The organism is Pseudomonas panipatensis (assembly GCF_900099785.1).
GTDB lineage: Bacteria > Pseudomonadota > Gammaproteobacteria > Pseudomonadales > Pseudomonadaceae > Pseudomonas > Pseudomonas panipatensis.
The window spans coordinates 61536-82908 of the sequence record NZ_FNDS01000013.1; the positions used below are offsets into that span (position 1 = coordinate 61536).

The window sequence follows — 21373 nt, forward strand, 5'->3', positions numbered from 1 at the left end:
CCGCCGCGCGCCTCAGAGCATCCGCGCCTCGAACTTCACGCGCGGGTGGGCGATGCGATCCTGGGCGCGCACCAGCTCCAGCTCGTAGCTTCCGCAGGCCTGGGTTTCCAGCAGCACCTCGTGCACCGCGGCGGCGGCGAATTCGAAGGCCGCGCGCAAGCTGTCGCCGAGCAGCAGGCGGGCCAGGAACAGCCCGGAAGTGAGATCGCCGACGCCCACCGGCTGGCGCGGGAAGGCCAGCAGCGGCCGGCGCAGGTGCCAGGTTTCCTGGTCGCTCACCAGCAGCATCTCGAAATCGTCGCTCGGCTTGCCCGGGTAGTTCAGGTGCTTCACCAGCACCGCTTTCGGGCCGCGCGCCAGCAGGCTGCGGGCCATCTCCACGCAATCGCCCAGGGACGCCGGCGAGCGGCCGCAGAAGCTGTCCAGCTCCAATTGGTTGGGGCACAGGTAATCGGCTACCGCGGTGGCCTCTTCGAGGAGGAAGTCGCCGACCTCCGGCGCCACGATGCAGCCCTTGTCGGGATGGCCCATCACCGGGTCGCAGAGGTAGATCGCCCGCGGATTGGCCTCGCGGATGCGCGCCACCGCTTCGAGGATCGCGCGGCCCTGGGCGGCGCTGCCGAGGTAGCCGGAAAGCACCGCGTCGCAATTGCCCAGTTCACCGATCTGGGCGATGCCCTCCACCAGCGCCGGAATCTGCTCCGGTGGCAGCACTTGTCCGGTCCAGTGTCCATACTGGGTATGGTTGGAGAACTGCACGGTGTTCAGCGGCCAGACATTCACCCCGACACGGCGCATCGGGAAGACCGCCGCGCTGTTGCCGGCATGGCCGAAAACCACATGGGACTGGATGGCGAGAACATGGGGCGTACGCGACATGGCGGGTTCCTACGGAAGAATGCGTCAGTATGGGGCGCAATTCACAGCCAGGGAACCAGTGGCGCTCGCCGCTGAACGACAGAGTGGGTAAGCTGGTGCGCCGATTCCCGAGCGGAGCCTTGAAGTGACCTTGGGCAACCTTTTCGCATTCATGTTGCTAGCCGCGGCCGCCGCCTGGTGGTGGCGCGTCCATGGCATTCGCGAGCGCGCCTTGCAACTGGCCAAGCAGCACTGCGCGCGCCAGGGCGTGGAGCTGCTCGACGAGAACGTCGCGCTGCGCCGCATGCGCCTGCAACGCAACGGCAGCGGTGTGCTCTGCCTGGCCCGCGAGTACGCCTTCGAGTTCACCGCCACGGGCCAGGATCGTTACAGCGGGCGCATCACCATGCTCGGACAGCGCCCCGGTCCGGTGGAGCTGGAAGCCTTCCGCTTCCAGCCCGAGGCGCACGAGGCGGGCAACGTGATCGAAGTGGTGCCGCCCCAGGCGGAAACCCTGCCGCCGCCGCACAAGGCCGACGTGGTGCACCTCGCCGAGTGGCGGCGCGCGCACCAGAACAAAAAGGTCGGCGACTGAGCCACGGGCGCCGGCCGCCCGGCCGCTGAAGCGGCTTCCGGCTATTCGTGCGCGAGCAGGAAACGCGCGACCCGCTCGGCGCTGTCCTCTGGATATTCCTGCATGAAGCAATGCCCGCCGGCGACGCACTGGCCGCTGACGTGGTCGTTCTGTGCGCACCAGCGCGCCACCGCCTTGGGCACGAAGGGATAGGTCTGCTCGCCGAACAGCACCAGGCTCGGCGTCACGACCTTGGCCAGCGACGGCCACAGGCGCTTGGGGAAGGAGCTGAAGATTTCCGCCTCGCGGCTCGGCCGGCACTTCAGCTCGACGCCGCCCTCGACCGTCTTGATGGCGTTCTCCACATAGGCCCACAGCGCCTCGTCGCTCCAGCCCCTGAAGATCCCCCGGCCCTGCAGCCCGGCGTAGGCGGCGGCGCGGTCCGGCCACTGGCTGCGACGCGCCCGCGCCTTCTGCACCATGGTCCGGCGCTCGTGCAGGCCGAGCACTTCGGACAGCGCCATCACACCGATCATCGCCGGGGTGAAGAGCACCGGGTCGAGCAACACCGCCCGGCGGAACAGCGCCGGGTGACGGCCGAGGATCAGGCTGCTGAGCACCCCACCGAAGCTGTGCCCGCAGGCATGGCGCGGTACCTCGCCGAAGATCCCGCGGCCGGCCTCGAAGGCTTCCACGGCCATCTCCGCGCTGCGGTTCCAGCCGTGGAAGCGCCCGCCATGGTCGCTGTCGCCGTGGCCCTGCACGTCGCACAGCCAGAGGTCGAAGTCGGCGGCCAGGCGCGCCAGCATCGGCTCGTAGGCGCGGCCGCAGAAGCCGTTGCCATGCAGAAAGTGCAGCAAGGGCTTGCCGCTCGGCTCGCTGCGCCAGCCACGCAGGGTGAAGCCAGCGGAACAGGGGTGGGACCAGGCGATCAACTGCATCGGAAGACTCTCCTCGAAGGCCGCGAAGTGTAGCGACCGACGAGCGCGCCAGACCAGCGCCGCGGCATGCTATGGTCGCGCTCCGCGCCCAGTCTCCGATTCGCCATGCCGCCACCCCGTCCGCTGCGCATTGTCCTCGTCACCCTGCTGGTACTGGCCGGTCTGCTGCTGTCGATGCACTGGGCCGGGCAGCAGGCGCGGCAGCGCGCGCTGCTCGCCGAGGCCGAGACCGCCCACGAACAGCTGGGCCTGTACGCCAACTCCCTGCGCACCCTGCTGGAGCGCTACCGCAGCCTGCCGGCGGTGCTCGCCCTCGATCCGGAGATCGGCCGCGCCCTGCAAGGCCCGGTGCAAGGCGAGCGGCAACAGGCGCTGAATCTCAAGCTGCAACGCATCAACACGGCGGCGCGCTCGTCGACCCTGGAACTGCTCGACCGCGACGGCCTGGCGGTGGCGGCGAGCAACTGGGACCTGCCGACCAGCTATGTCGGCCACAACTATGCCTTCCGCCCCTACTTCCGCCAGTGCATCGCCCAGGGCACCGGCCGCTTCTATGCGGTCGGCGTGACCAGCGGCGTTCCCGGCTATTTCCTCGCCAACGCGGTGCGCGACGAGCAAGGGCGCTTCCTCGGCGCCATCGTGGTCAAGCTGGAGTTTCCCGACCTCGAACGGCAGTGGAGCCAGACCCCCGACCTGGTACTGGTCAGCGACGCCAAAGGCATCGTCTTCCTCGCCAACCGCCAGGAGTGGCGCTACCGCGAACTGCAACCGCTGGACACCTTCGCCCGCCTGGAACTGGCGCAGACCCGCCAGTACGACCGCCAGCCGCTGAGCCCCCTGCGCCACCAGACCCTGGAACACCTCGGCGAAGACAGCCGCCTGGAACGGGTCGCCGGCCCGCCGCGCGAGAGCGACTACCTCTGGCAATCCCTGGCCCTGCCCGACGACGCCTGGACCCTGCACCTGCTGCGCGACAGCAGTGGCATCCAGAGCGACGTGGCCACCGCCCGCGCGGCCGCCGCCGGCGCCTGGCTGACCCTCGTGTGCCTGATCCTGCTGCTGCAACAGCGCTGGCGTATCGCCCGCCTGCACCAGCGCAGCCGGGAAGAACTGGAGCAATTGGTCGAGCAACGCACCGCGGCCCTGCGCACCGCCCAGGACGGCCTGGTGCAAGCCGCCAAGCTGGCCGCCCTGGGACAGATGTCGGCGGCCCTGGCCCATGAGATCAACCAGCCGCTCACCGCCCAGCGCATGCACCTGGCCAGCGTTCGCCTGTTGCTCGATGCCGGGCGCACCGAGGAAGCGCGCGGCGCCCTGGCGCGCCTGGACGAGTTGCTGGAGCGCATGGCCGCGCTCACCGGACACCTGAAGACCTTCGCCCGCAAGACCCCCGGCGGCCTGCGCGAGCGCATCGAACTGGGCAACGTGCTGGAACAGGCCCTGCAACTGCTGGCCGTGCGCATCCGCGCCGAACAGGTGGAAATCAGCCAGGAGCTGAGCATCCCGGCCTGGGTGCTGGGCGACGCCATCCGCCTCGAACAGGTGCTGGTCAACCTGCTGCGCAACGCCCTCGACGCGGTGGCGGGCGCCGAGCGTCCGCACATCGCCGTGAGCCTGCGCCGCGAAGGCGCCGACTGGTGCCTGCGGGTCGCCGACAACGGCCCGGGCATCGCCGCCGAGCACCTGGCCAGCGTCTTCGACCCCTTCTTCACCACCAAGCCGGTGGGCGAAGGACTCGGTCTCGGCCTCGCGGTATCCTACGGCATCGTCCATGAGCTTGGCGGCCGCCTGGAAGCCGCCAACCAACCCCAGGGTGGCGCGGAGTTCCGCCTGTGCCTGCCCGCCGCCGCAGAAGAGATATGAGCGAACACGTCATTTTCGTCGACGACGAAGCCGCCATCCGCGAAGCCGTGCAGCAGTGGCTGCAACTCTCCGGGTTCAGCGTGCGCCTGTGCCAGAGCGCCGAGGAGTGCCTGAAGAGCCTCGACCGTGGCTTCCCCGGCGTGGTCATCAGCGATGTGCGCATGCCCGGCACCGACGGCCTGGCCCTGCTCGAACGCCTGCAGCAACTCGACCGCGACCTGCCGGTGATCATGGTCACCGGCCACGGCGACGTGCCCATGGCGGTGCAGGCCATGCGCCAGGGCGCCTACGACTTCATCGAGAAGCCCTTCACCCCCGAACGCCTGCTCGACAGCCTGCGCCGCGCCCTGGAGAAACGCCGGCTGGTCCAGGAAAACCGCCAATTGCGCGAACAGGCGGCGCTCAAGGACCAGGTCGAATCGCGCCTGCTCGGCGTGTCGCGACCGATGGAGGCGCTGCGCCGCCAGGTGCTGGCCCTGGCCGATACCCCGGTCAACGTGCTGATCCGTGGCGAAACCGGCAGCGGCAAGGAACTGGTGGCGCGCTGTCTGCACGACTTCAGCCCGCGCGCCGGCAAGCCCTTCGTCGCGCTGAACTGCGCGGCCATCCCCGAGCAACTCTTCGAGAGCGAGCTGTTCGGCCACGAGAGCGGCGCCTTCACCGGCGCCCAGGGCAAGCGCATCGGCAAGCTGGAGCACGCCGACGGCGGCAGCCTGTTCCTCGATGAGATCGAGAGCATGCCGCTGGCCCAGCAGGTCAAGCTGCTGCGCGTGCTGCAGGAGCAGCAACTGGAACGCCTGGGCTCGAACCAGAGCATCCGCGTCGACCTGCGAGTGATCGCCGCGACCAAGCCGGACCTGCTCGAAGAAGCCCGCGCCGGGCGCTTCCGCGAAGACCTGGTGTACCGCCTGAACGTCGCCGAACTGCGCCTGCCGCCGCTGCGCGAGCGCCGCGAAGACATCCCGCTGCTGTTCGAGCACTACGCGCACCTCGCCAGCACCAGGCTCGGCCGCGAAGCGCCGCCGCTGAGCACCGCCGAACTGGCGCGCCTGCTGGCCCACGACTGGCCGGGCAACGTCCGCGAACTGGCCAACGCCGCCGAGCGCCACGTCCTCGGTCTGGACCGTGGCCAGGCCGTCGCGATGCCGGCCGGCAACGGCCTGTTCGAACGCATGGAAGCCTACGAGGCGGAATGCATCCGCCAGGCCCTGGGACAGTGCAAGGGCGACATCAAGGCGGTGATGGAACTGCTCGACCTGCCACGCCGCACCCTCAACGAGAAGATGCAGCGCCACGGGTTGAGCCGTGGCGACTACCGCGGCGAGGGGTGACGCCTGCGGCGCTCAGCGCCGCAGAGGTCATGGGCCCTGCGAGCGCGCCCGCCGCGCCGGGCGACCGACGCGCTGCGCCTTATCCGCCCGGCGCCCTCACAGCCCCTCGGCCAGCACCCCGGCCTTGCCGCGCTTCTGCAGCACCGCCAGGTACACCAGCCCCACGGCGATCCAGGCCAGGCCCAGGTACTGCGCATCGCGGCTCATGCTCGCCAGCACGTAGCCGATGATCGCCAGGCCGATCAGCGGGAACAGCAGGTGGCGCAGTACCTGGCCGGTCTTCTGGCGGACGAAGTAATGCACGATCACCGCCAGGTGCAGCAGGCAGAAGCCGGTCAGCGCGCCAAAGTTGACCAGCGAGGTGAGCACGTCCGGGGCATCGAGGAAGGCGATGCCGATGCCCAGCGACAGCACCGCCACCAGGTACAGGCTGACGTGCGGGGTCTGGTATGTCGGATGCACCTTGGCCAGCACCCGTGGCAGCTTGCCGTCGCGGGCCATGGAGTACAGCAGTCGCGACACGGCCGCCTGCGAGGTGATGGACACGGTCACCCCCCAGGCCAGCGCGGTAGCCACTGCGGTGAGGGTGGACAGCCAGGCGCCGCCCGCCGCTTCGGCGATCTCGTAGAAGGCGGTGTCGGCCGACTGGAAGGTCATACCGGCGGCCAGGTCGGTGGCCAGCCAGGTCTGCACGACGAAGATGCCACCCATGACGAACAGGGCGATCAGCGAAGCCCGGCCAATCTGCCGGGCCGGGTCACCCTTGACCTCCTCGGCCAGGGTCGAGATGGCGTCGAAGCCGAGGAAGGAGAGCACGGCGATGGACACCGCCTTCATCACCAGGCCAAGGTCGAAGTGCTCCGGCTGGTACAGCGGCGCCAAGGTCAGGCGGCCATTGCCCATGCCACCTTGCAGGGCCTGGTAGCCGACCACCAGGAAGATCGCCAGGACGATCAGCTCGGCGATCAGGAACAGCAGGTTGAAGCGCGCGGCGAAGGTGATGCCGCGCAGATTGACCAGGGTCGCCGAGACCAGGAACAAGAGCATGAAGACCAGCTTCGGCAGTGCCGGGAACAAGTGGTTGAGCGCCAGCGCGCTGAACACGTAGAGCAACGGCGGGATCAGCAGGTAGTCGAGCAACAGCACCCAGCCGGCGAGGAAGCCGACGTGCGGGTGAATACCGCGTTGAGCGTAGGAATACACCGAGCCGGCGATGGGGAAAGCGCGGGCCATGGCGCCGTAGCTGAGCGCGGTGAAGAGCATTGCCAGCATGCCCACCAGGTAGGCCATCGGCACCATGCCGTGGGAGTCGGCATGGACCCAGCCATACACGCCGAAGGGCGCGATGGGGATCATGAAGATCATCCCGTAGATGACCAGGTCGCTGAGGGAAAGACTGCGGCGGAGCTGTTGCTGATATCCGAACTGTTCGATGGCCATGGGGCATCTCCTCTGGAGGAGGCAGTGTGGGAAGGCTGCGCGGATGCGCTGTTGTTTTTGTTGTGACGGCCGATGCCGGTCGACAGGCGCCTTGGCGCCGATCCACCGGCCAATCCCTGCGGGGTCCCTGGCGCGTTCAGAGCCAGGGCGCCAAACGCTCGGCCCAGGCGGCCACCGCTTCCGGTGTCCGCAATCCATCGTTGCGAATCTCGATGAGCACGGCGTCCAGGCCGCGCTCATCGCCATGCACCGGCACGGTCATGTCCTCGGCCGGGTCGATCTGGTACGGCTGGTTGGCGCCGATCGCCTCATCCCCCTGGCGCAGGCCGGCGATGATCCGCTCGGCATAGCCCGCGGCGCGGTCGAACAGCACGCCGGCGCTCCAGGGGCGCGGCACGCCGCGATAGCTCGGGGTGAAACTGTGCACGCCGACCAGACGCAGCGGCACGCCGGCCGCCAGGCGCTGGTCGATCAGCTCGCCGAGGCGCCGGTGGAAAGGTTCGAAGATCGCCGCCTGGCGCTGCGCGCGGGTCGCCGCGTCGAGCTTGCAGTTGCCGGGGATCGGGTAGATCTCGCTGTGCTCGGGAATGCTGTCCGGCGCGGCCAGCGGGCGGTTCAGATCGATCAGCAGGCGCGAGTATCCGGCCGCCAGCAGCGGCGCATCGAGGCGCGCCGAGAGCGCTTCGGCCAGGGCCAGCGCGCCGATGTCCCAGGCGATGTGTTCCTGCGCGGCGGCATCGTCCAGGCCAAGTTGCTGCAACTCGGCGGGGATGTAGCGGCTGGCGTGCTCGCAGACCAGCAGCACCGGGCTGCGGCCCTGGGCGTTGAGCAGGCGATACGGCGGCTCGCGGTAGAGCCCGGCTTCAATAGAGACTGGCATAGCGTTGGCAGACTTCTTCATCGGTGAGGTCGCGGGTCAGCGCCAGTTCCTGGCGCTTCATGGCGAAATAGGTGTCGAGCAACGCCGGCGGCAGTTGCTCGCGGAGCAGGCGGTCGTCAGCCAGCAGGCGCAGCGCTTCTTCCAGGGAACCGGGCAGCGCTTCGATACCGCGCCGCGCGCGTTCTTCGGCACCGAGGCTGTCCGGATCGACATCGGTGACCGCGCCCAGCGGCAGGCGCTCCTGCATGCCGAGACGACCGGCGATCAGCACCGCGGCCATGGCCAGGTGCGGTGACGCGGTGGCGTCCATCGGACGGAATTCCAGGTTGAACTGGCGCGCCAGCGGCTTGCCGCCGAGGCTCACCACCGGGCAGATGCGCAGTGCCGCCTCGCGGTTGCGCAGGCCCAGGCAGGCATAGGCGGCGCTCCAGTGATGCGGCTTCAGGCGCAGATAGGACACCGCCGTCGGCGCGGTCAGCGCGCACAACGCCGGCAGATGCCGCAACACACCGGCCGCCCAGTGCTCGGCCAGTTCGGCAAGGCTATTGGCGCGGCTGTCGTCATAGAACACCGGCGTGCCGTCCAGGCGCTGCAAGCTCAGGTGCAGGTGCACGCCATTGGTCACTTCGCCGGGCGCACGCAGCGGCGAAAAGCAACTGCTCAGGCCGCTCTGTCGCGCGATCTCGCGGGTAATCTCGCGGACGTTCACCGCGCGGTCAGCGGCAGCCACCCCCTGGGTCGGGCGACAGGTCACCTCGTACTGAAGGCGGCCATATTCGGGGAGGAACATTTCCGGCTCGGCGCCGACCTGCTCCAGGGCGCTCATCAACCAGCCTGGGAAGGCACCGGCGGCGCGCTGCGCCTGCAGCGAAAAGGCCGCCGTCGGCGCCGACGCCAGGCCGAGCAGAGTGAACTCATGCTCGAACGCGGCAGTGACCTGCAGGCCCAATTCGCGGTAGCGCAGGATTTCCGCGCGCAGCAGGCTGCGCGGACACACTGGCCACGGGCGGCCATCGGTTTCCACCAAATCGCCATGGAAATAGTCGAAGGCCGGCGCCAACGGATCGGGTCCCTGCTCCAGGCGCACGCGGCTGGCCGGGTCCGGTAGCAGGCGCAGATCACCGTGACTGCCCCAGGGGTTATCGTCGGCGATGATGTCCTGCGGAGTCAGCGCGCTGTTCGCCGGCACCCAGCCGCAGCCACTGGCGAGCTGCTCGGCGACCGCCGACTCCGGCAGCGAACGGCCGCGGGTGATGCCGGCGAGGTCGGTGGTGACAAAGCTGCTCAGGCGCAGCGGACCGGTCTGGCTGGGAAGACTCATGGCGAACTCCTCGAAAGCACTTGTCTGCACCGGCACGCTGACAAAGCGGCGGCGATTTTCCTTATTCTTTCGGCCGCGCGGGCAACCGCGCGCGGCGACGTTCAGGCGATGGCGGCGATGCGCGCCAGGACGCTGTCGGTGTCGGCGATCCAGCAGTACCCCTTGATCGCCTCCAGGCAGGCCTGGTGGCGCTCGGCGCTGTGCGTGGCGCAGGCGTCCTCGACCAGGGTCACCAGGTAGCCGCGATCGGCGGCGTCACGCACCGCCATGTCCACGCACTGGTCAGTGACCACGCCGCAGACGATCAGGTGGCGGGTGTCGAGGTTGCGCAGCACATAATCGATGGCGGTGGAGTTGAAGACCCCGGAGGAGGTTTTCGGCAGCACGATCTCGTTCTGCCTCGGCGCCAGCGCGTCTATCACCTGGGCATCGGGGTGGCCCTTGGGCAGGTGCATGTCCGAAAGCTTGTGGTCGAGGGAGCGGTCGCGACCATCGCTGGTCAGGCTCTCGATGATGGTGTGCAGGACGTTCTCGTCGGCGCCACGCATGGCCGCCAGCAGGCGCTGCTGGTTGGGGATCACCTGTCCGTGCACGCGCTCGTAGAAGTAGCCGGCCCGCTGTGCATCGACGTGCGGATCCAGCCCAGGCTCGACCCAGGCGCGCTGCATGTCGACGAAAAGGATGGCGGTGCGGCCACGCTGGTACGGCAGATCGCGGGGCGATTGATGGGGCAGGCTGAACATGATCACTCCTCGAGCAAGTGGGTGTTGAACGCGGCGCGCAGGCGATCGATGCCGTCCAGGCGCTCGTCCAGTTGGTTGTCGCTACGCGCGACCAGGCTGGCCACCAGGGCTTCCACCTGAGCCATGGCCGGAACCAGCGAATCGAACGGCGAAGCGGACTCCACCGGCGCGCTGATGATCAGGTCGGCCAGCTCGCGCAGCGGCGAAGCATAGATGTCGGTGAACAGCACCAGCCGCGCACCGCGCGCCTTGGCCTCCTGGGCCACCACCTGGGCCTGGGCCTGATAGCGGCGGTAATCGAAGAGGATCAGCAGCGACTGCCGGTCCAGCTCACTGAGCTGGTCGGGCAGCGCCACGCCGTCATCGAGCCACTGGCAGCCACCGCGCAGCAGGCGCAGGTGGGTGACCAGGTAACCGGCGAGGAAGCGGCTGAAGCGGCCGCCGAGACAGAACAGGCGCAGGCGTGGATCGAGCAGCCAATCGCCGAGCAAGTGGATGTCGTCGGCGCGGGTCAGGCCGAGGGTGCGCTGCAGGTTGTCGCCGGCATCGCTCAGGTAAGTCGACCAGGCATCGCCGTCGTCCATCCGCTCGCGGCGATCGGCCAGCAAGGTGCGTGGGGAACGCAGGCGGTCGTCGACCTCGATGAGCAGGGCGTCCTGGAACTCGCCGTAACCGGCGAAGCCGAGCTTCTTCACCAGGCGCAGGATGGTCGGGTCGCTGACTCCGGCCTGGCGCGCGAGGCGGGCCATGGGCCCCAGGCCGAGGCGCGGATAGTCGTCCAGCAGGGCGCGCAGGACCTTGCGTTCGGCAGGCGTGAGGGCGATTTCCGGTGACGCCAGGCGGTCTTTGAGGTTGGACATGGCAGCTCCGCTATTGCTTTTGAATTTTGTAATGAATATTTCAGAACATTGCAAATACTTTGTTTATGTCTGATTCACTACATTTTCCTGCCATAGCGCCCGGGCCGCTCAAGGATGGGAGCGGCATGCCCGGTCATTTTCTTCGCGCAAAAAAAAGGCCGCTGAAAGGGCAGCGGCCAGAGAAGACGTCGATTGGAGCAATCGGATATCGGCGTCGGGAAGCGGATCGACGGCGCTTGGGCGAATCGCGCGGCAAGCGTCGAGCGATGAAGCATCAGGCTGAGGAACAAGCCGTGGAACGGTGGCGGGCGCTACCCGGAGGGAAGGCTCTTCGCGGCGCCGTTCGACAGGGGCAAGTCTATTGACCTATCTACCTCGGATAAATGCCGGCGTTGACGATAGACCTTTTCATAATTCGCAAAGATCACTTCAGCGGCGGCGGCGATAAAAAAGCGCCGCACTTCATATGCGGCGCAAGGTATTGGGAATCCCGGCTCACGCACCGGGCCTCCCGGGGGAAGGGCACACCGATCAGGAATCGGTGTGGGGCTGCTGTGCAGTCTTGCCTGCAGTGCGCTCGGCGGCGCCGGAGGATTGGCCGGCAATGGCGGCCTGATTGGCTTTGACCATCTTGTCGGTCATCAGGCTGGACTCTTCGGCGAAGCTCATCTGCACGAAGGACAGCGAACAAACGGAAAGCAGAGCGGCAGCGAGGAAATTACGAGACATGATATTCGAACCCTTTCGAAAGCCCCGCTTGGTGGGGGCAGAGAAAGGTTACGACTCGATGACGCCGAGAAAAATAGCCAGCTAACCAAGATACAGTTGCCTAAAAAGCAATAATCCCCGTCAGGCCCAGTTCTTCGGGTCGTTCAGCACCTCTTCGTCGGCGCTGAAGGCCTTGGGCAATTCGTCCTTGAGGAACTCCACCCAGGTGCGGATCTTGGCGTCGAGGAAGCGCCGCGACGGGTACAAAGCGAAAATCTGCCGCACATGCAGGCTGTGTTGCGGCAGCACCCGCACCAGTTCGCCCTGGCGCAGCACTGGCGCCGCCACGTAGCTGGGCAGCAGGCACACGCCCATGCCGGCGCGCGCGGCGCCGGACAGCGCCTCGGCGACGTTGACCATGAAGGTGTCGCGCGGGCGGATCACGCTTTCCTCGTTGCCCTCCTCGAAGGCCCAGCCTTCGGGGAAGGTCGGGTCCTGCAGGCGCAGGCAACGGTGTTCGCGCAGGTCGCCGACGGTCTGCGGCGTGCCGTTCCGCGCCAGGTAGGCCGGGCTGGCGCAGAGCACGCTGAAGATGGTGCCGAGGGTCTGGGCGACGAACTCGGAGTCGGGCAGTTCGCGATCGCGGGTAATCACCACGTCCTGGCCTTCTTCGAGGATGTCCGGCTGGCGCTGGGCCAGGGTCAGCTCGACGTAGACCTCGGGATGCGCCTGGCAATACTGCGAGATCAGCGGGATCAGGTGCTGCTGGCCGAGGCCGGTCAGCGAGTGCACGCGCAACCGCCCGCGCGGACGCAGGTGCGCGCCGTTGGCCTCGGCTTCGGCCTCGTCGACATCCGTGAGGATTTCGCGGCAGCGCTGCAGGTAGCGCTCGCCGGTTTCGGTCAGCGCCAGGCGCCGCGTGGTGCGGTGCAGCAGCCGTGCCTGCAGGTAGGCTTCAAGATCGGAAACCACCCGGGAAACCTGGGCGGTGGAGAGTCCCAACGCATTGGCGGCAGCGGTGAAACTGCCGGCATCGACGACGCGGGCGAAGACCCGCATTGCATGTAATGTGTCCACTGTTGCCCTGCCTGCAAAACTGAATCGCAGTATAGGGCGATTTTCCTACAACCGTTGCCGGGTATAGTGCCAACCAAGCCGCTGCAGCAACGGTGGGCACCACCCCGTCCATCGTACGACCCTCGGTACACCCACCGAGTGGTCACTCTCCCCCGCGCATACCTGGCTGCAGCGGCTGCTCTCTTCCTCCAAGGCGCATGCTTGACCGGCATGCGCCTTTTTTCGTCGTCCCCCCGCCGGCGGATTCAGCGCTAATTGAGTCCGCCGCTGACCAGCGCATCGCGCCACGCCATCCTGCGTCAGCGCGGCAGCGGGTAGAGGCGCTCGTCGAACTGCTCCAGGCGCGGAAACGCCAGCGGCTGGTCGCTCTGCAGATGCTGCAAACGCTCCTGGTATTGGCGCAGGAAATCCTGGCGCGCGTCGTTGCCGATGTAGGGCACGTGCCAGGCGACGAAGGGCGGCAGCACGGCCATGCCGGTGTAGGCCAGGGTGCCGCGCAGGATCGGCCGCAGCATGTCTTCCAGCGGGCCATGGATGGCGCCTTCGCCGAACATGTGCTCGCGCCCGCCGAGAGTCACGCTGAGCAACGCCTGCTTGCCGGTCAGGCCTCCCTGGTCATAGAAGCGCTTGCCGCCGTAGCAGATGCCCGAGACCAGCACGCGGTCGAACCAGCCCTTGAGGATGGCCGGCGCGGAGAACCAATAGATCGGGAAGTTGAAGATCACCAGGTCGGCCCAGAGCAGCTTGTCCAGCTCGCCCTGGATGTCCGCGGCGAGGGTCTTCGCCTTGGCCCCTTCGCGCTGCTCCAGGGCGTAGACCAGGTAGTCCGGGTTGGCTCGCTCGGCGAAATCGGCGGCGCTGGCCACCGGGTTCCAGTTCATCGCGTAGAGGTCCGAGACCTGCACGGCGTGCCCCTGGCCTTGCAGGGTTTCCTCGGCCAGTTGGCAGAGCGCGGAGCTGAAGGATTGCGGCTCGTTATGCGCGTGGACGATCAGTACGTTCATGGGAATCCTTGGGGGGGTTGGGGGAGGGCCCTGCCCTCCCCGTGCATCAGAGCTGGATGGCTTTGTGTTCGACGAATTCGGCCAGGCCTTCCTCGCCCCATTCGCGGCCGTTGCCGGACTGTTTGTAGCCGCCGAAGGGCGCGCGGTAGTTGAAGGCGCCACCGTTGACGAAGCATTGGCCGGCGCGCATCCGCCGCGCCAGTCGCAGGCCGCGTTCGCGGTCGCCGGCCCAGACCGCGCTGGACAGGCCGAACGGCGAATCGTTGGCGATGCGCACGGCGTCGTCCTCGTCGGCGTAGGGGATCAGGCAGAGCACCGGGCCGAAGATTTCCTCGCGGGCGATGCGCATCCGGTTGTTCACCGCGGCGAACAGGGTCGGCCGCACGTAGTGTCCGCGCGCCAGACCGGACGGCCGCTCGGCGCCACCGCAAAGCAGGCGCGCACCCTCCTCCTGGCCGAGTCGGATGTAGTCGAGCACGGTCTTGCGCTGGCTGGCCGAGCACATCGGGCCGAGGAAACTGCGCGGGTCCAGCGGGTCGCCGAGCGTCAGGCTCTCGCACTCGGCGCGGGCGATCTCCAGGGCCTCGGCGTAGCGACTGGCCGGCAGCAGCATGCGGGTCAGCGCGGTGCAGGTCTGCCCGGAATTGATCATCACGTCCTGCACGCCGTGGCGCACGGCGGCGGCGAGATCGGCATCGGCGGTGATGAGGAACGGCGACTTGCCGCCCAGCTCCAGGCAGACACGCTTGACCGTCGGCGCCGCCGCTTCGGCCACGCGCACGCCGGCGCCGGTGGAGCCGGTGAAGGACAGCATGTCCACGTCCGGGTGCCGCGCCAGGGCTTCGCCGACCTTGGCGCCGGGGCCGCTGACCAGGTTGAAGACGCCTGCCGGCAGGCCGATGGCGTCGATCATCTCGGCCAGCAGGAAGGCGTGCAGCGGGGTGTCCTGGCTCGGCTTGACCACCACCGTGCAACCAGCGGCCAGCGCCGGGGCGAGCTTGCCGATGAGCTGGTGCAGCGGGTAGTTCCAGGGGTTGATGAAGGCGCAGACGCCCACCGCTTCCTTCATCACCAACGAGTTGCCGACCTCGCGCACCGTGTCCATGTGCGCAGCCAGCTCGGCATAGCTTTCCAGGCCCTCGATCGGCCCGTCCACCTGCACCATGCGGCACCACTGGACGGGCATGCCCAGCTCGGCGGTGATCAGCGCGGCCATCTCGTCGGCGCGCTGCCTCAGCTGCGCGGCGAGTGCACGGATGTAGCCGGCGCGCACGTGGGACGGCGTTTGCGACCAGGCCGGGAAGGCACGGCGCGCGGCGTCCACCGCGCGGTTCACGTCGGCTTCGCTGCCCAGCGCTACGCGACCGATGGTTTCTTCGCTGGCCGGGTTCTGCACCTCGGCCAGGCCCTGCCCTTGCGGCGCCACCCAGGCGCCGTCGATGTAGAGCTGGCGACGGTCATGCATAGCGCTTCTCCTTGAGCCGTTCGGCGGCGCACAGAGCGATGCGCCGGCAGGCTTCGCGCAACGGCTCGGCGCCGAGCACCAGGCCCAGGCGGATATGCCCGGCGGCGCTGGGGCCGAAGGCTTCGCCGGCCAGCACCGAGACGCCATGGCGCTCCAGCAGCCGGTCGGCGAAGGCCTGGGCGGAAAGCCCGGTGGCGCGGATATCGACCATCACGAACATGCCGCCGTCCGGGCGCAGGGCGCGAACGCCGACACAATCGGCGAGGCAGTCGATGACCAGGTCGCGACGCTGGCGATAGGCCTCGCGCATGGCGTCCAGCTCCGGCAGGTGCGCTTCCAGCGCGGTGCAGGCGGCGTCCTGGATGAAGTCCGGCGAGCCGTAGAGCATGCACAGGGCGAGGTTCTCCAGGTGCGCGCAGAGCGCCGGCGGACCGACCACCCAGCCGACCCGCCAGCCGGTCATGGCGTGGGACTTGGACAGGCTGTTGAGGGTCGCGGTGCGTTCGGCCATACCCGGCAGGCTGGCCGGGCTGATGTGCTCGCCGTCGAACAGCAGTTCGCTGTAGACCTCGTCGGAGATCATCCACAGGTCGTGCTCGATGCACAGCGCCGCCAGGGCCTCCCAGGTGGCCTGTGGCAGGCTGGCGCCGGAGGGGTTGTGCGGGCTGTTGATCGCCAGCGCGCGGGTGCGCGGGGTGATCAGCGCGGCGACGTCCTCGGCCTGCACGCGGAAGCCGTGCTCGGAACGTACCGGCACCGGGATGACCTTGGCGCCGCAGGCACCGAACACCGCTTCGTAGGTGACGTACATCGGCTCGGCGACGATGACTTCATCAGCGGGATTCAGCAGGCATTGCGCCACGGCATAGAGCGCGCACTGGGCACCGGCCAGCACGACCACCTCGTCGGCGCTGACGGCCTGGCCGCTGCGCTGCGTGTGCCGGCGGGCGATGGCTTCGCGCAACGTGCGCTTGCCGCGCACGTCGGCGTAGTGGGTGTTGCCGGCCAGCAGGCTGTCGATGGCCGACTGCACGATGGGCTGCGGGGTGTCGAAGTCGGGGTCGCCGACCGACAGCAGCAGGATGTCGTCGCCCTGCGCCCTGCGCGCCAGGGCGCGGTAGTGGATATCCCAGGCGGCGGCGCCGTCGCCGGCGATGCGTTGGGTGAAGTGTGAGTAGCGCATGTGTCGATCTCCTGGGCCTGTTCAAGGCCTGTCCGAGCGCCGCTCGGGCCAGGCAAAAGCAGGCGAAAAAGCGCAGTTAGGCGTGCCAAATGTGCCTGTCGAGCCTGCCTTCGACGCCGCATGGGCAAGCGCAGGCAGGCATGGAACGGGCTCAGCGGGCGCAGGCGTGTTTCAGCTCGACCAGGGTCACGCCGGGGTGGGCGAAGCCGGCGCGCAGGTCGCGCTCCAGCTCGTCCAGGCTCTGCGGTTGGCGCACGGCGCAGCCGTAGGCGCGGCCGAGCAGGGCGAAGTCCGGGTTGCGCGGCAGCACGCCGACCGGCTCGATGTCCAGGCTGAGCATGTCGTCGCGGATCTGCCCGAGCGCGTCGTTGTTCCACAGCAGCACCACCAGCGGGCTGTCCAGCTCCTCGCTGGCGGTGGCCAGCTCCTGCGCGGTGTAGAGGAAGCCGCCGTCGCCGACCAGCACCAGACCGGGACGCTCGGGCGCGCCGAACTTGGCGCCGATGCCGGCCGGCACGCCATAGCCGAGGGTGCCGTAGCCAGTGGGGTGCAGCCAGCCGCGCGGCGCCCGGCTGGGGAACAGGTAATTGGCGGTGTAGGCCAGTTGCGTCATGTCGCTGGCGATGAAGGCGTTCTCCGGCAGCACCGTGGCGATGCGTTCGAGGATCGCCTTGTGGATAAGCTGCAGCGGCGCGTGACTGGCCTCCAGTTGCTGGCGCAGTTGCGCCACGCGGGCATGGGCGCCGCCGGCGTCGCGCGCGGCGCCCGGCAGCGCGGCGAGCAGCGCTTCGGCGCTGGCCTTGGCGTCGCCGAGCAGGGCCACGGCGCAGGGGTAGAAGTCGTTGAACTTGCGCGCATCGAGGTCGACGCGGATGACCTCGCCGCTCAGCGGCAGACGCTCGCGCCAGTAGTCGGTGTCGGCCATTTCGGTGCCGATGGCCAGGACCACATCGGCCTCGGCGATCATGTCCCAGCCGGCCTGGGTGCACAGGGTAGCGCCAGCGGCCAGCGCTGCCTGCGGCGCCAACAGACCCTTGCCGGCAACGCTGGTGAACAGCGGCGCGGCCAGGCGCTCGCTGAGCGCGGCCAGGGCCTCGGCGGCATGCAGCGCGCCACCGCCGGCGATGATCATCGGCCGCTGGGCGCCCGCCAGCTTGGCCACCGCCTGTTGCAGCGCGGCGGCCGCCGGCAGGCCACGGCCGGGACGGCGCACCACCTCGGCGGTCCAGTCGCGGGCGATGGGCGCAGCGAGCACGTCCAGCGGCACCGAGATATGCACCGGACGCGGGCGCTCGCTGTCGAACACGGCGTAGGCGCGGGCGATCAGCTCCGGCAAATCCTCCGGGCTCAGGGCGACCGCCGAGAAGGCGCTGATCGGCGCGGTCATGGCGCGCTGGTCCTGGGTCTCGTGCAGACAGCCCCAGCCTTTGCCGAGGCTCGCCGTGTGGTTGACGCTGGAAATCACCAGCAGCGGGATGGAGTCCGCGTAGGCCTGGCCGATGGCGGTGGCGGCGTTGGTCACCCCCGGACCGGTGATGATGAAGGCCACGCCGGGCTTGCCGCTGACCCGCGCGTAGCCATCGGCCATGAAGCCGGCGCCCTGCTCGTGGCGGGTCAGCACATGGCGGATGCCACTGCCGGGCAGCCCACGGTACAGCTCCAGGGTGTGTACGCCGGGAATGCCGAACACGGTGTCGACGCCGTAGTTGGCCAGCAGGCGGACCAGCGCCTGGCCGCCGGTGAGAGTCTTGTCGTTGCGCATGGGAAATCTCCAAAGCTGTTCTTCGGCGGATAACCGCACGCGGTCATTCGCCCTACTCCAATCCCGAGGGCGAATGACGCCAGCGCGTCATCCGCCATCCGGCGCCTAACCCAATCGAACCAACGCATCCACCGCCACGGCGCCTTCGGCATTCACCAGCAGCGGGTTGACGTCCAGCTCCAGCAGGCTGTCGACGTGCTCGCAGGCGTAGTCGGCGACCGCGCGGATGGCATCCACCAGCGCGTCCATGTCCACTGCCGGGCGGCCACGGAAACCGCTCAGCAACGGAGCGCTGCGCAGGCTCAGCAGGGCGTCGCGGATCGCCGCGTCGGTGGTCGGCAGCAGCAGGCTGCGGCTGTCCTTGAGCAGCTCGACGAGGATGCCGCCGGCGCCCAGCACCAGGGCCAGGCCGAAGCCGACCTCGCGCTTGATGCCGATGATCAGCTCGGCCAGCGGCGGGCTGGCCATGCGCTCCAGCAGCACCTGGTCGAAGGGCACCTGGGGTGCGTGCTTCGCCAGGCTCTCGCGCATGTCGAACAGCGCCGCTTCCAGCGCCGCCTCGTTGCGCAGGTTCAGCGCCACGCCGCCGGCTTCGGTCTTGTGCGGCAGCTCGACGCTGACCGCCTTGAGCACCAGCGGATAACCCAGGTCGGCGGCCGCTTCGCGGGCTTGCCGCGGCGTGCTCAGCACGGCCGCCGGCAGCGGCAGGCCGAAGGCTTTCAGCGCCTGCTTGGACTGCCACTCGTCCAGCAGCCGGCCTTCGCCTTCTACGGCTTGCGGACACAGCGGCACCAGCGCCGCTTCGCCACGCGCCAGCAATGCCTCGCGGCGCTGGCGGTAATGGGCGATGCGGCCCCAGGCGGCGAGACCGTCCTCGACGCCCTGCAAGGCGGCGACGCCGTGGCCGTGCAGCCGTTCGCGGGCATGCGCCGGCAGCAGTTCGGGCAGTGCCGAGGCGATGAAGCCGACCTTGCCGTGGCGCGCCAGCGCCGCGCAGTACAGCTCCAGCAGCAGGTCGCACTGCGGGCGTTCGCCGGTCTCTTCGCCGGGGTAGTCGAGCACCAGCAGGGCGGCATCGGCGGGGGTCCGCAGGGCGCTGTCGAGCATCCGTTCCAGGGCCGCGCCGTCGCCCCAGATGGCGGTGGTGAAGTCCAGCGGGTTGGCGATGTTGGCGTAGTCCGGCAGCACCTCGGCCAGCGCCAGGCGCTGCGCCTCGCTCAGCGGCGGCAGGCTGAGGCCGTTGCGCTCGGCGTAGTCGGCGATCAGCCCGGCATCGCCGCCGGAGCAGGCCAGCGCGGCCAGGCGTGGGCCGCCCGGCAGGTTGCCGCAGGCGGCGGCCTTGAGGGTTTCGATGAAGCTCACCGGGCCGCTCACGCGGATCACCCCGAGGCGCTCGAAGAGGCTGTCGTAGAGCGCGTCGGAGCCAGCCAGCGAACTGGTGTGGCTGAGCGCCAGCTCGGCGCCGATCTGCGAGACGCCGGTTTTCAGGGCGATCAGCGGAATGCCCTTTTGCAAGGCCTTGTAGGCGGCGCGGGCGAAGCCGGGGACGTTCTTCAGGCCTTCCAGGTGCAGGCCGATGGCGGTCACGCGCGGCTCGTCGAGCAGCACGTCCATCAACTCGGCCACGCCCAGCTGCGCCTGGTTGCCCACCGAAGCCATGTAGGCGATGGGCAGCGAGCGGTCGCTCATCGACAGGTTGTAGGCGAAGTTGCCGCTCTGGGTCAGCACCGCCACGCCCTTCTCCACCCGCTGCCCGCCATGGGCCACCGGCCACAGCGCGGCGCCGTGCAGGTAGTCGAGCAGGCCGTAGCAGTTCGGCCCGAGCAGGGCCATGTCGCCGGCCGCGGCGAGCAATTGCTGTTGCAGGGCCTGGCCTTCGGCGCCGGTCTCGGCGAAACCGGAGGCGTAGCAGATGGCGCCGCCGGCGCCTTTCGCGGCCAGTTCGGCGACCGCTTGCAAGGTCAGCTCGCGGTTGGTGGCGACGAACACCGCGTCCGGGCCTTCAGGTAGCGCGGCGATGCTGCGCACGCAAGGCACGCCTTCGAGTTCGTCGTATTGCGGGTTGACCAGCCACAGCGGGCCGGCGAAGCCGCCTTCGGCGCAGCGCTTGAGCGCGCGCGCCATGCTGCGTCCGCCAATGAAGGCCAGGTGCCGGGGCGCCAGCAGGCGCTGGAGGTTTTCGCGTTTCATCGCCCAGACCTCAACGCAGCAGCGGCCGCAGCAGTTCGCGGGAAATGATGTGGCGCTGGATTTCCGAGGTGCCTTCCCACACACGCTCGATGCGCGCGTTACGCCAGATGCGCTCGATCGGACCTTCGTCCATCAGGCCCATGCCACCGAAAATCTGCACCGCCTCGTCGGCGACCTTGCCGAGCACTTCGCTGGCGAACAGCTTGGCCATGCCGGCCTCGCCGTCGGTCATGGTCCCCTGGTCCATCTTCCACGCGGTGTGCAGGGTGATGAGTTCGGCGGCGCGAATCTGCGTGGCCATGTCGGCCAGCTTGAAGGCGATGCCCTGGTAGGCGCCGATCGGCTGGCCGAACTGCTTGCGGTCGGCCGCCCATTGCAGCGACAGGTCCATGGCGCGCTGGGCCTGGCCGACGCAGTTGGCGGCGACCATCACGCGGCCGGCGGTGAGCCAGGCGTTGGCCACGTCCCAGCCCTTGTCGACCTCGCCGAGCACCTTGGCGGCCGGCACACGGCAGTCGTCGAAGAAGATCTCGTAGGTGTGGTAGCCCTTGTTGCTGACGCAGCGCGGCCCACGGCGCACGGTCATGCCCGGGGTGCCCTTGTCGACCAGGAAGGCGGTCACCGCGTTGCGCTTCTTGCCGTTGCGCTCGTAGCTGTCGGTGACGGCGAAGACGATGGCGAAGTCGGCGTGCCCGGCGTGGCTGATGAAGTGCTTGGCGCCGTTGATCACGAAGTCGTCGCCGTCGCGCACGGCGCGGGTCTTGATCGAGTTGGCGTCGGAGCCGGCGCCCGGTTCGGTGAGGGCGAAGCAGTCGATCTTCTCGCCCTGCACGCAGGGCAGCAGGTAGTCCTGGATCTGCTGGCCCTGGCAGGCCATGAGGATCTTCGAGGGCCGCGCGACGAACACGTGCAGCGCCCAGGAAACCTTGGACAGCTCGCGTTCGATGAGCGCCTGGGACAGGTAGTCGAGGCCGCCGCCACCGACCTCCTCGGGCATGTTGAAGGCGTAGAAGCCGGCGGCGATGGCCTTGCCGCGAATCTGCGCGGCCAGCTCCGGCGCCACGGCGTCGGCGCGGTCTACCGCTTCCTCGTGGGGCAGCAGCTCTTTCTCGACGAAGGCCTTGACCGCCTCGACGAGCATTTCCTGTTCCTGGGTCAGTTTGAAGTCCATGG

18 protein-coding genes are annotated in these 21373 nt (G+C 68.7%); 3 read left to right on the forward strand and 15 right to left on the reverse strand.

Annotated elements, in window-relative coordinates; all coding sequences use genetic code 11:
* Positions 1–12: 12 nt before the first annotated feature.
* Positions 13–879 (reverse strand): pyridoxal kinase PdxY, encoded by an 867-nt coding sequence (gene pdxY / locus BLQ74_RS23990; protein ID WP_090267618.1) that lies wholly within the window; start codon positions 877–879, stop codon positions 13–15.
* Between the two features lie 151 nt (positions 880–1030).
* Here pdxY and BLQ74_RS23995 point away from each other — a divergent pair, with 151 nt between their 5' ends.
* Positions 1031–1453 carry a DUF3301 domain-containing protein gene (locus BLQ74_RS23995; protein ID WP_170842864.1) on the forward strand — a complete coding sequence of 141 codons (423 nt, stop codon included), beginning with the start codon at positions 1031–1033 and terminating at the stop codon, positions 1451–1453.
* A gap of 41 nt (positions 1454–1494) precedes the next feature.
* Here the strand turns inward: BLQ74_RS23995 and BLQ74_RS24000 are convergent, their stop codons facing one another.
* Positions 1495–2373, reverse strand: coding sequence for an alpha/beta fold hydrolase (locus BLQ74_RS24000; RefSeq protein ID WP_090267622.1), 879 nt, complete (start codon positions 2371–2373; stop codon positions 1495–1497).
* A 105-nt stretch (positions 2374–2478) separates the two neighbouring features.
* Between BLQ74_RS24000 and BLQ74_RS24005 the strand changes: the two genes are divergently transcribed.
* Both BLQ74_RS24005 and BLQ74_RS24010 read left to right on the forward strand, forming a co-directional pair.
* On the forward strand, positions 2479–4236 hold the full coding sequence (locus BLQ74_RS24005; RefSeq protein WP_090267624.1) for a sensor histidine kinase: 1758 nt from the start codon (positions 2479–2481) through the stop codon (positions 4234–4236).
* Positions 4233–5567, forward strand: a complete 1335-nt coding sequence (locus tag BLQ74_RS24010; protein ID WP_090267626.1) for a sigma-54-dependent transcriptional regulator — start codon at positions 4233–4235, stop codon at positions 5565–5567. The genes BLQ74_RS24005 and BLQ74_RS24010 overlap by 4 nt, the downstream gene beginning before the upstream one ends.
* A gap of 96 nt (positions 5568–5663) precedes the next feature.
* Here the strand turns inward: BLQ74_RS24010 and BLQ74_RS24015 are convergent, their stop codons facing one another.
* From BLQ74_RS24015 to BLQ74_RS24075, 13 genes are all read right to left on the reverse strand, one after another.
* Positions 5664–7007 (reverse strand): APC family permease, encoded by a 1344-nt coding sequence (locus tag BLQ74_RS24015; RefSeq protein ID WP_090267628.1) that lies wholly within the window; start codon positions 7005–7007, stop codon positions 5664–5666.
* Positions 7008–7143: 136 nt separating this feature from the next.
* Positions 7144–7887: an N-formylglutamate amidohydrolase gene (locus BLQ74_RS24020; protein ID WP_090267630.1), complete on the reverse strand. Its 744-nt coding sequence runs from the start codon at positions 7885–7887 to the stop codon at positions 7144–7146.
* Positions 7871–9208, reverse strand: coding sequence for a glutamine synthetase family protein (locus BLQ74_RS24025; RefSeq protein WP_090267631.1), 1338 nt, complete (start codon positions 9206–9208; stop codon positions 7871–7873). Before BLQ74_RS24025 ends, BLQ74_RS24020 begins: the two co-directional genes overlap by 17 nt.
* 101 nt (positions 9209–9309) lie before the next feature.
* Positions 9310–9951 (reverse strand): cysteine hydrolase family protein, encoded by a 642-nt coding sequence (locus BLQ74_RS24030; protein WP_090267633.1) that lies wholly within the window; start codon positions 9949–9951, stop codon positions 9310–9312.
* Positions 9952–9953: 2 nt separating this feature from the next.
* Positions 9954–10811 carry a MurR/RpiR family transcriptional regulator gene (locus BLQ74_RS24035; protein WP_090267635.1) on the reverse strand — a complete coding sequence of 286 codons (858 nt, stop codon included), beginning with the start codon at positions 10809–10811 and terminating at the stop codon, positions 9954–9956.
* Between the two features lie 531 nt (positions 10812–11342).
* The gene (locus BLQ74_RS24040; RefSeq protein WP_090267636.1) at positions 11343–11540 is read right to left on the reverse strand and encodes a hypothetical protein; all 198 of its coding nucleotides are present in this window, start codon (positions 11538–11540) and stop codon (positions 11343–11345) included.
* A 120-nt stretch (positions 11541–11660) separates the two neighbouring features.
* Complete coding sequence (locus BLQ74_RS24045) at positions 11661–12596, reverse strand: LysR family transcriptional regulator (protein WP_212633170.1); 936 nt, start codon at positions 12594–12596, stop codon at positions 11661–11663.
* 299 nt (positions 12597–12895) lie between these two features.
* Complete coding sequence (locus tag BLQ74_RS24050; protein ID WP_090267641.1) at positions 12896–13600, reverse strand: NAD(P)H-dependent oxidoreductase; 705 nt, start codon at positions 13598–13600, stop codon at positions 12896–12898.
* Positions 13601–13646: 46 nt separating this feature from the next.
* Positions 13647–15065: an aldehyde dehydrogenase family protein gene (locus BLQ74_RS24055; RefSeq protein WP_090267642.1), complete on the reverse strand. Its 1419-nt coding sequence runs from the start codon at positions 15063–15065 to the stop codon at positions 13647–13649.
* Positions 15058–16248 (reverse strand): pyridoxal phosphate-dependent aminotransferase, encoded by a 1191-nt coding sequence (locus BLQ74_RS24060; protein WP_090267644.1) that lies wholly within the window; start codon positions 16246–16248, stop codon positions 15058–15060. The genes BLQ74_RS24055 and BLQ74_RS24060 overlap by 8 nt, the downstream gene beginning before the upstream one ends.
* Before the next feature lie 151 nt (positions 16249–16399).
* A complete protein-coding gene (locus BLQ74_RS24065) occupies positions 16400–18010 on the reverse strand; it encodes a 5-guanidino-2-oxopentanoate decarboxylase (RefSeq protein ID WP_090267645.1) in 1611 nt (536 codons plus the stop codon).
* A 105-nt stretch (positions 18011–18115) separates the two neighbouring features.
* Positions 18116–20200: an acetate--CoA ligase family protein gene (locus tag BLQ74_RS24070; protein WP_090267647.1), complete on the reverse strand. Its 2085-nt coding sequence runs from the start codon at positions 20198–20200 to the stop codon at positions 18116–18118.
* 10 nt (positions 20201–20210) lie between these two features.
* Positions 20211–21371: an acyl-CoA dehydrogenase family protein gene (locus BLQ74_RS24075; RefSeq protein WP_090267649.1), complete on the reverse strand. Its 1161-nt coding sequence runs from the start codon at positions 21369–21371 to the stop codon at positions 20211–20213.
* Positions 21372–21373 lie beyond the last annotated feature (2 nt).

Excerpts from the sequence above, each read along its gene's own strand:
- pdxY (WP_090267618.1), bottom strand. The coding sequence starts at position 879 with ATGTCGCGTACGCCCCATGTTCTCGCCATCCAGTCCCATGTGGTTTTC.
- BLQ74_RS23995 (WP_170842864.1), top strand. The coding sequence starts at position 1,031 with ATGTTGCTAGCCGCGGCCGCCGCCTGGTGGTGGCGCGTCCATGGCATT.
- BLQ74_RS24000 (WP_090267622.1), bottom strand. The coding sequence starts at position 2,373 with ATGCAGTTGATCGCCTGGTCCCACCCCTGTTCCGCTGGCTTCACCCTG.
- BLQ74_RS24005 (WP_090267624.1), top strand. The coding sequence starts at position 2,479 with ATGCCGCCACCCCGTCCGCTGCGCATTGTCCTCGTCACCCTGCTGGTA.
- BLQ74_RS24010 (WP_090267626.1), top strand. The coding sequence starts at position 4,233 with ATGAGCGAACACGTCATTTTCGTCGACGACGAAGCCGCCATCCGCGAA.
- BLQ74_RS24015 (WP_090267628.1), bottom strand. The coding sequence starts at position 7,007 with ATGGCCATCGAACAGTTCGGATATCAGCAACAGCTCCGCCGCAGTCTT.
- BLQ74_RS24020 (WP_090267630.1), bottom strand. The coding sequence starts at position 7,887 with ATGCCAGTCTCTATTGAAGCCGGGCTCTACCGCGAGCCGCCGTATCGC.
- BLQ74_RS24025 (WP_090267631.1), bottom strand. The coding sequence starts at position 9,208 with ATGAGTCTTCCCAGCCAGACCGGTCCGCTGCGCCTGAGCAGCTTTGTC.
- BLQ74_RS24030 (WP_090267633.1), bottom strand. The coding sequence starts at position 9,951 with ATGTTCAGCCTGCCCCATCAATCGCCCCGCGATCTGCCGTACCAGCGT.
- BLQ74_RS24035 (WP_090267635.1), bottom strand. The coding sequence starts at position 10,811 with ATGTCCAACCTCAAAGACCGCCTGGCGTCACCGGAAATCGCCCTCACG.
- BLQ74_RS24040 (WP_090267636.1), bottom strand. The coding sequence starts at position 11,540 with ATGTCTCGTAATTTCCTCGCTGCCGCTCTGCTTTCCGTTTGTTCGCTG.
- BLQ74_RS24050 (WP_090267641.1), bottom strand. The coding sequence starts at position 13,600 with ATGAACGTACTGATCGTCCACGCGCATAACGAGCCGCAATCCTTCAGC.
- BLQ74_RS24055 (WP_090267642.1), bottom strand. The coding sequence starts at position 15,065 with ATGCATGACCGTCGCCAGCTCTACATCGACGGCGCCTGGGTGGCGCCG.
- BLQ74_RS24060 (WP_090267644.1), bottom strand. The coding sequence starts at position 16,248 with ATGCGCTACTCACACTTCACCCAACGCATCGCCGGCGACGGCGCCGCC.
- BLQ74_RS24065 (WP_090267645.1), bottom strand. The coding sequence starts at position 18,010 with ATGCGCAACGACAAGACTCTCACCGGCGGCCAGGCGCTGGTCCGCCTG.
- BLQ74_RS24070 (WP_090267647.1), bottom strand. The coding sequence starts at position 20,200 with ATGAAACGCGAAAACCTCCAGCGCCTGCTGGCGCCCCGGCACCTGGCC.
- BLQ74_RS24075 (WP_090267649.1), bottom strand. The coding sequence starts at position 21,371 with ATGGACTTCAAACTGACCCAGGAACAGGAAATGCTCGTCGAGGCGGTC.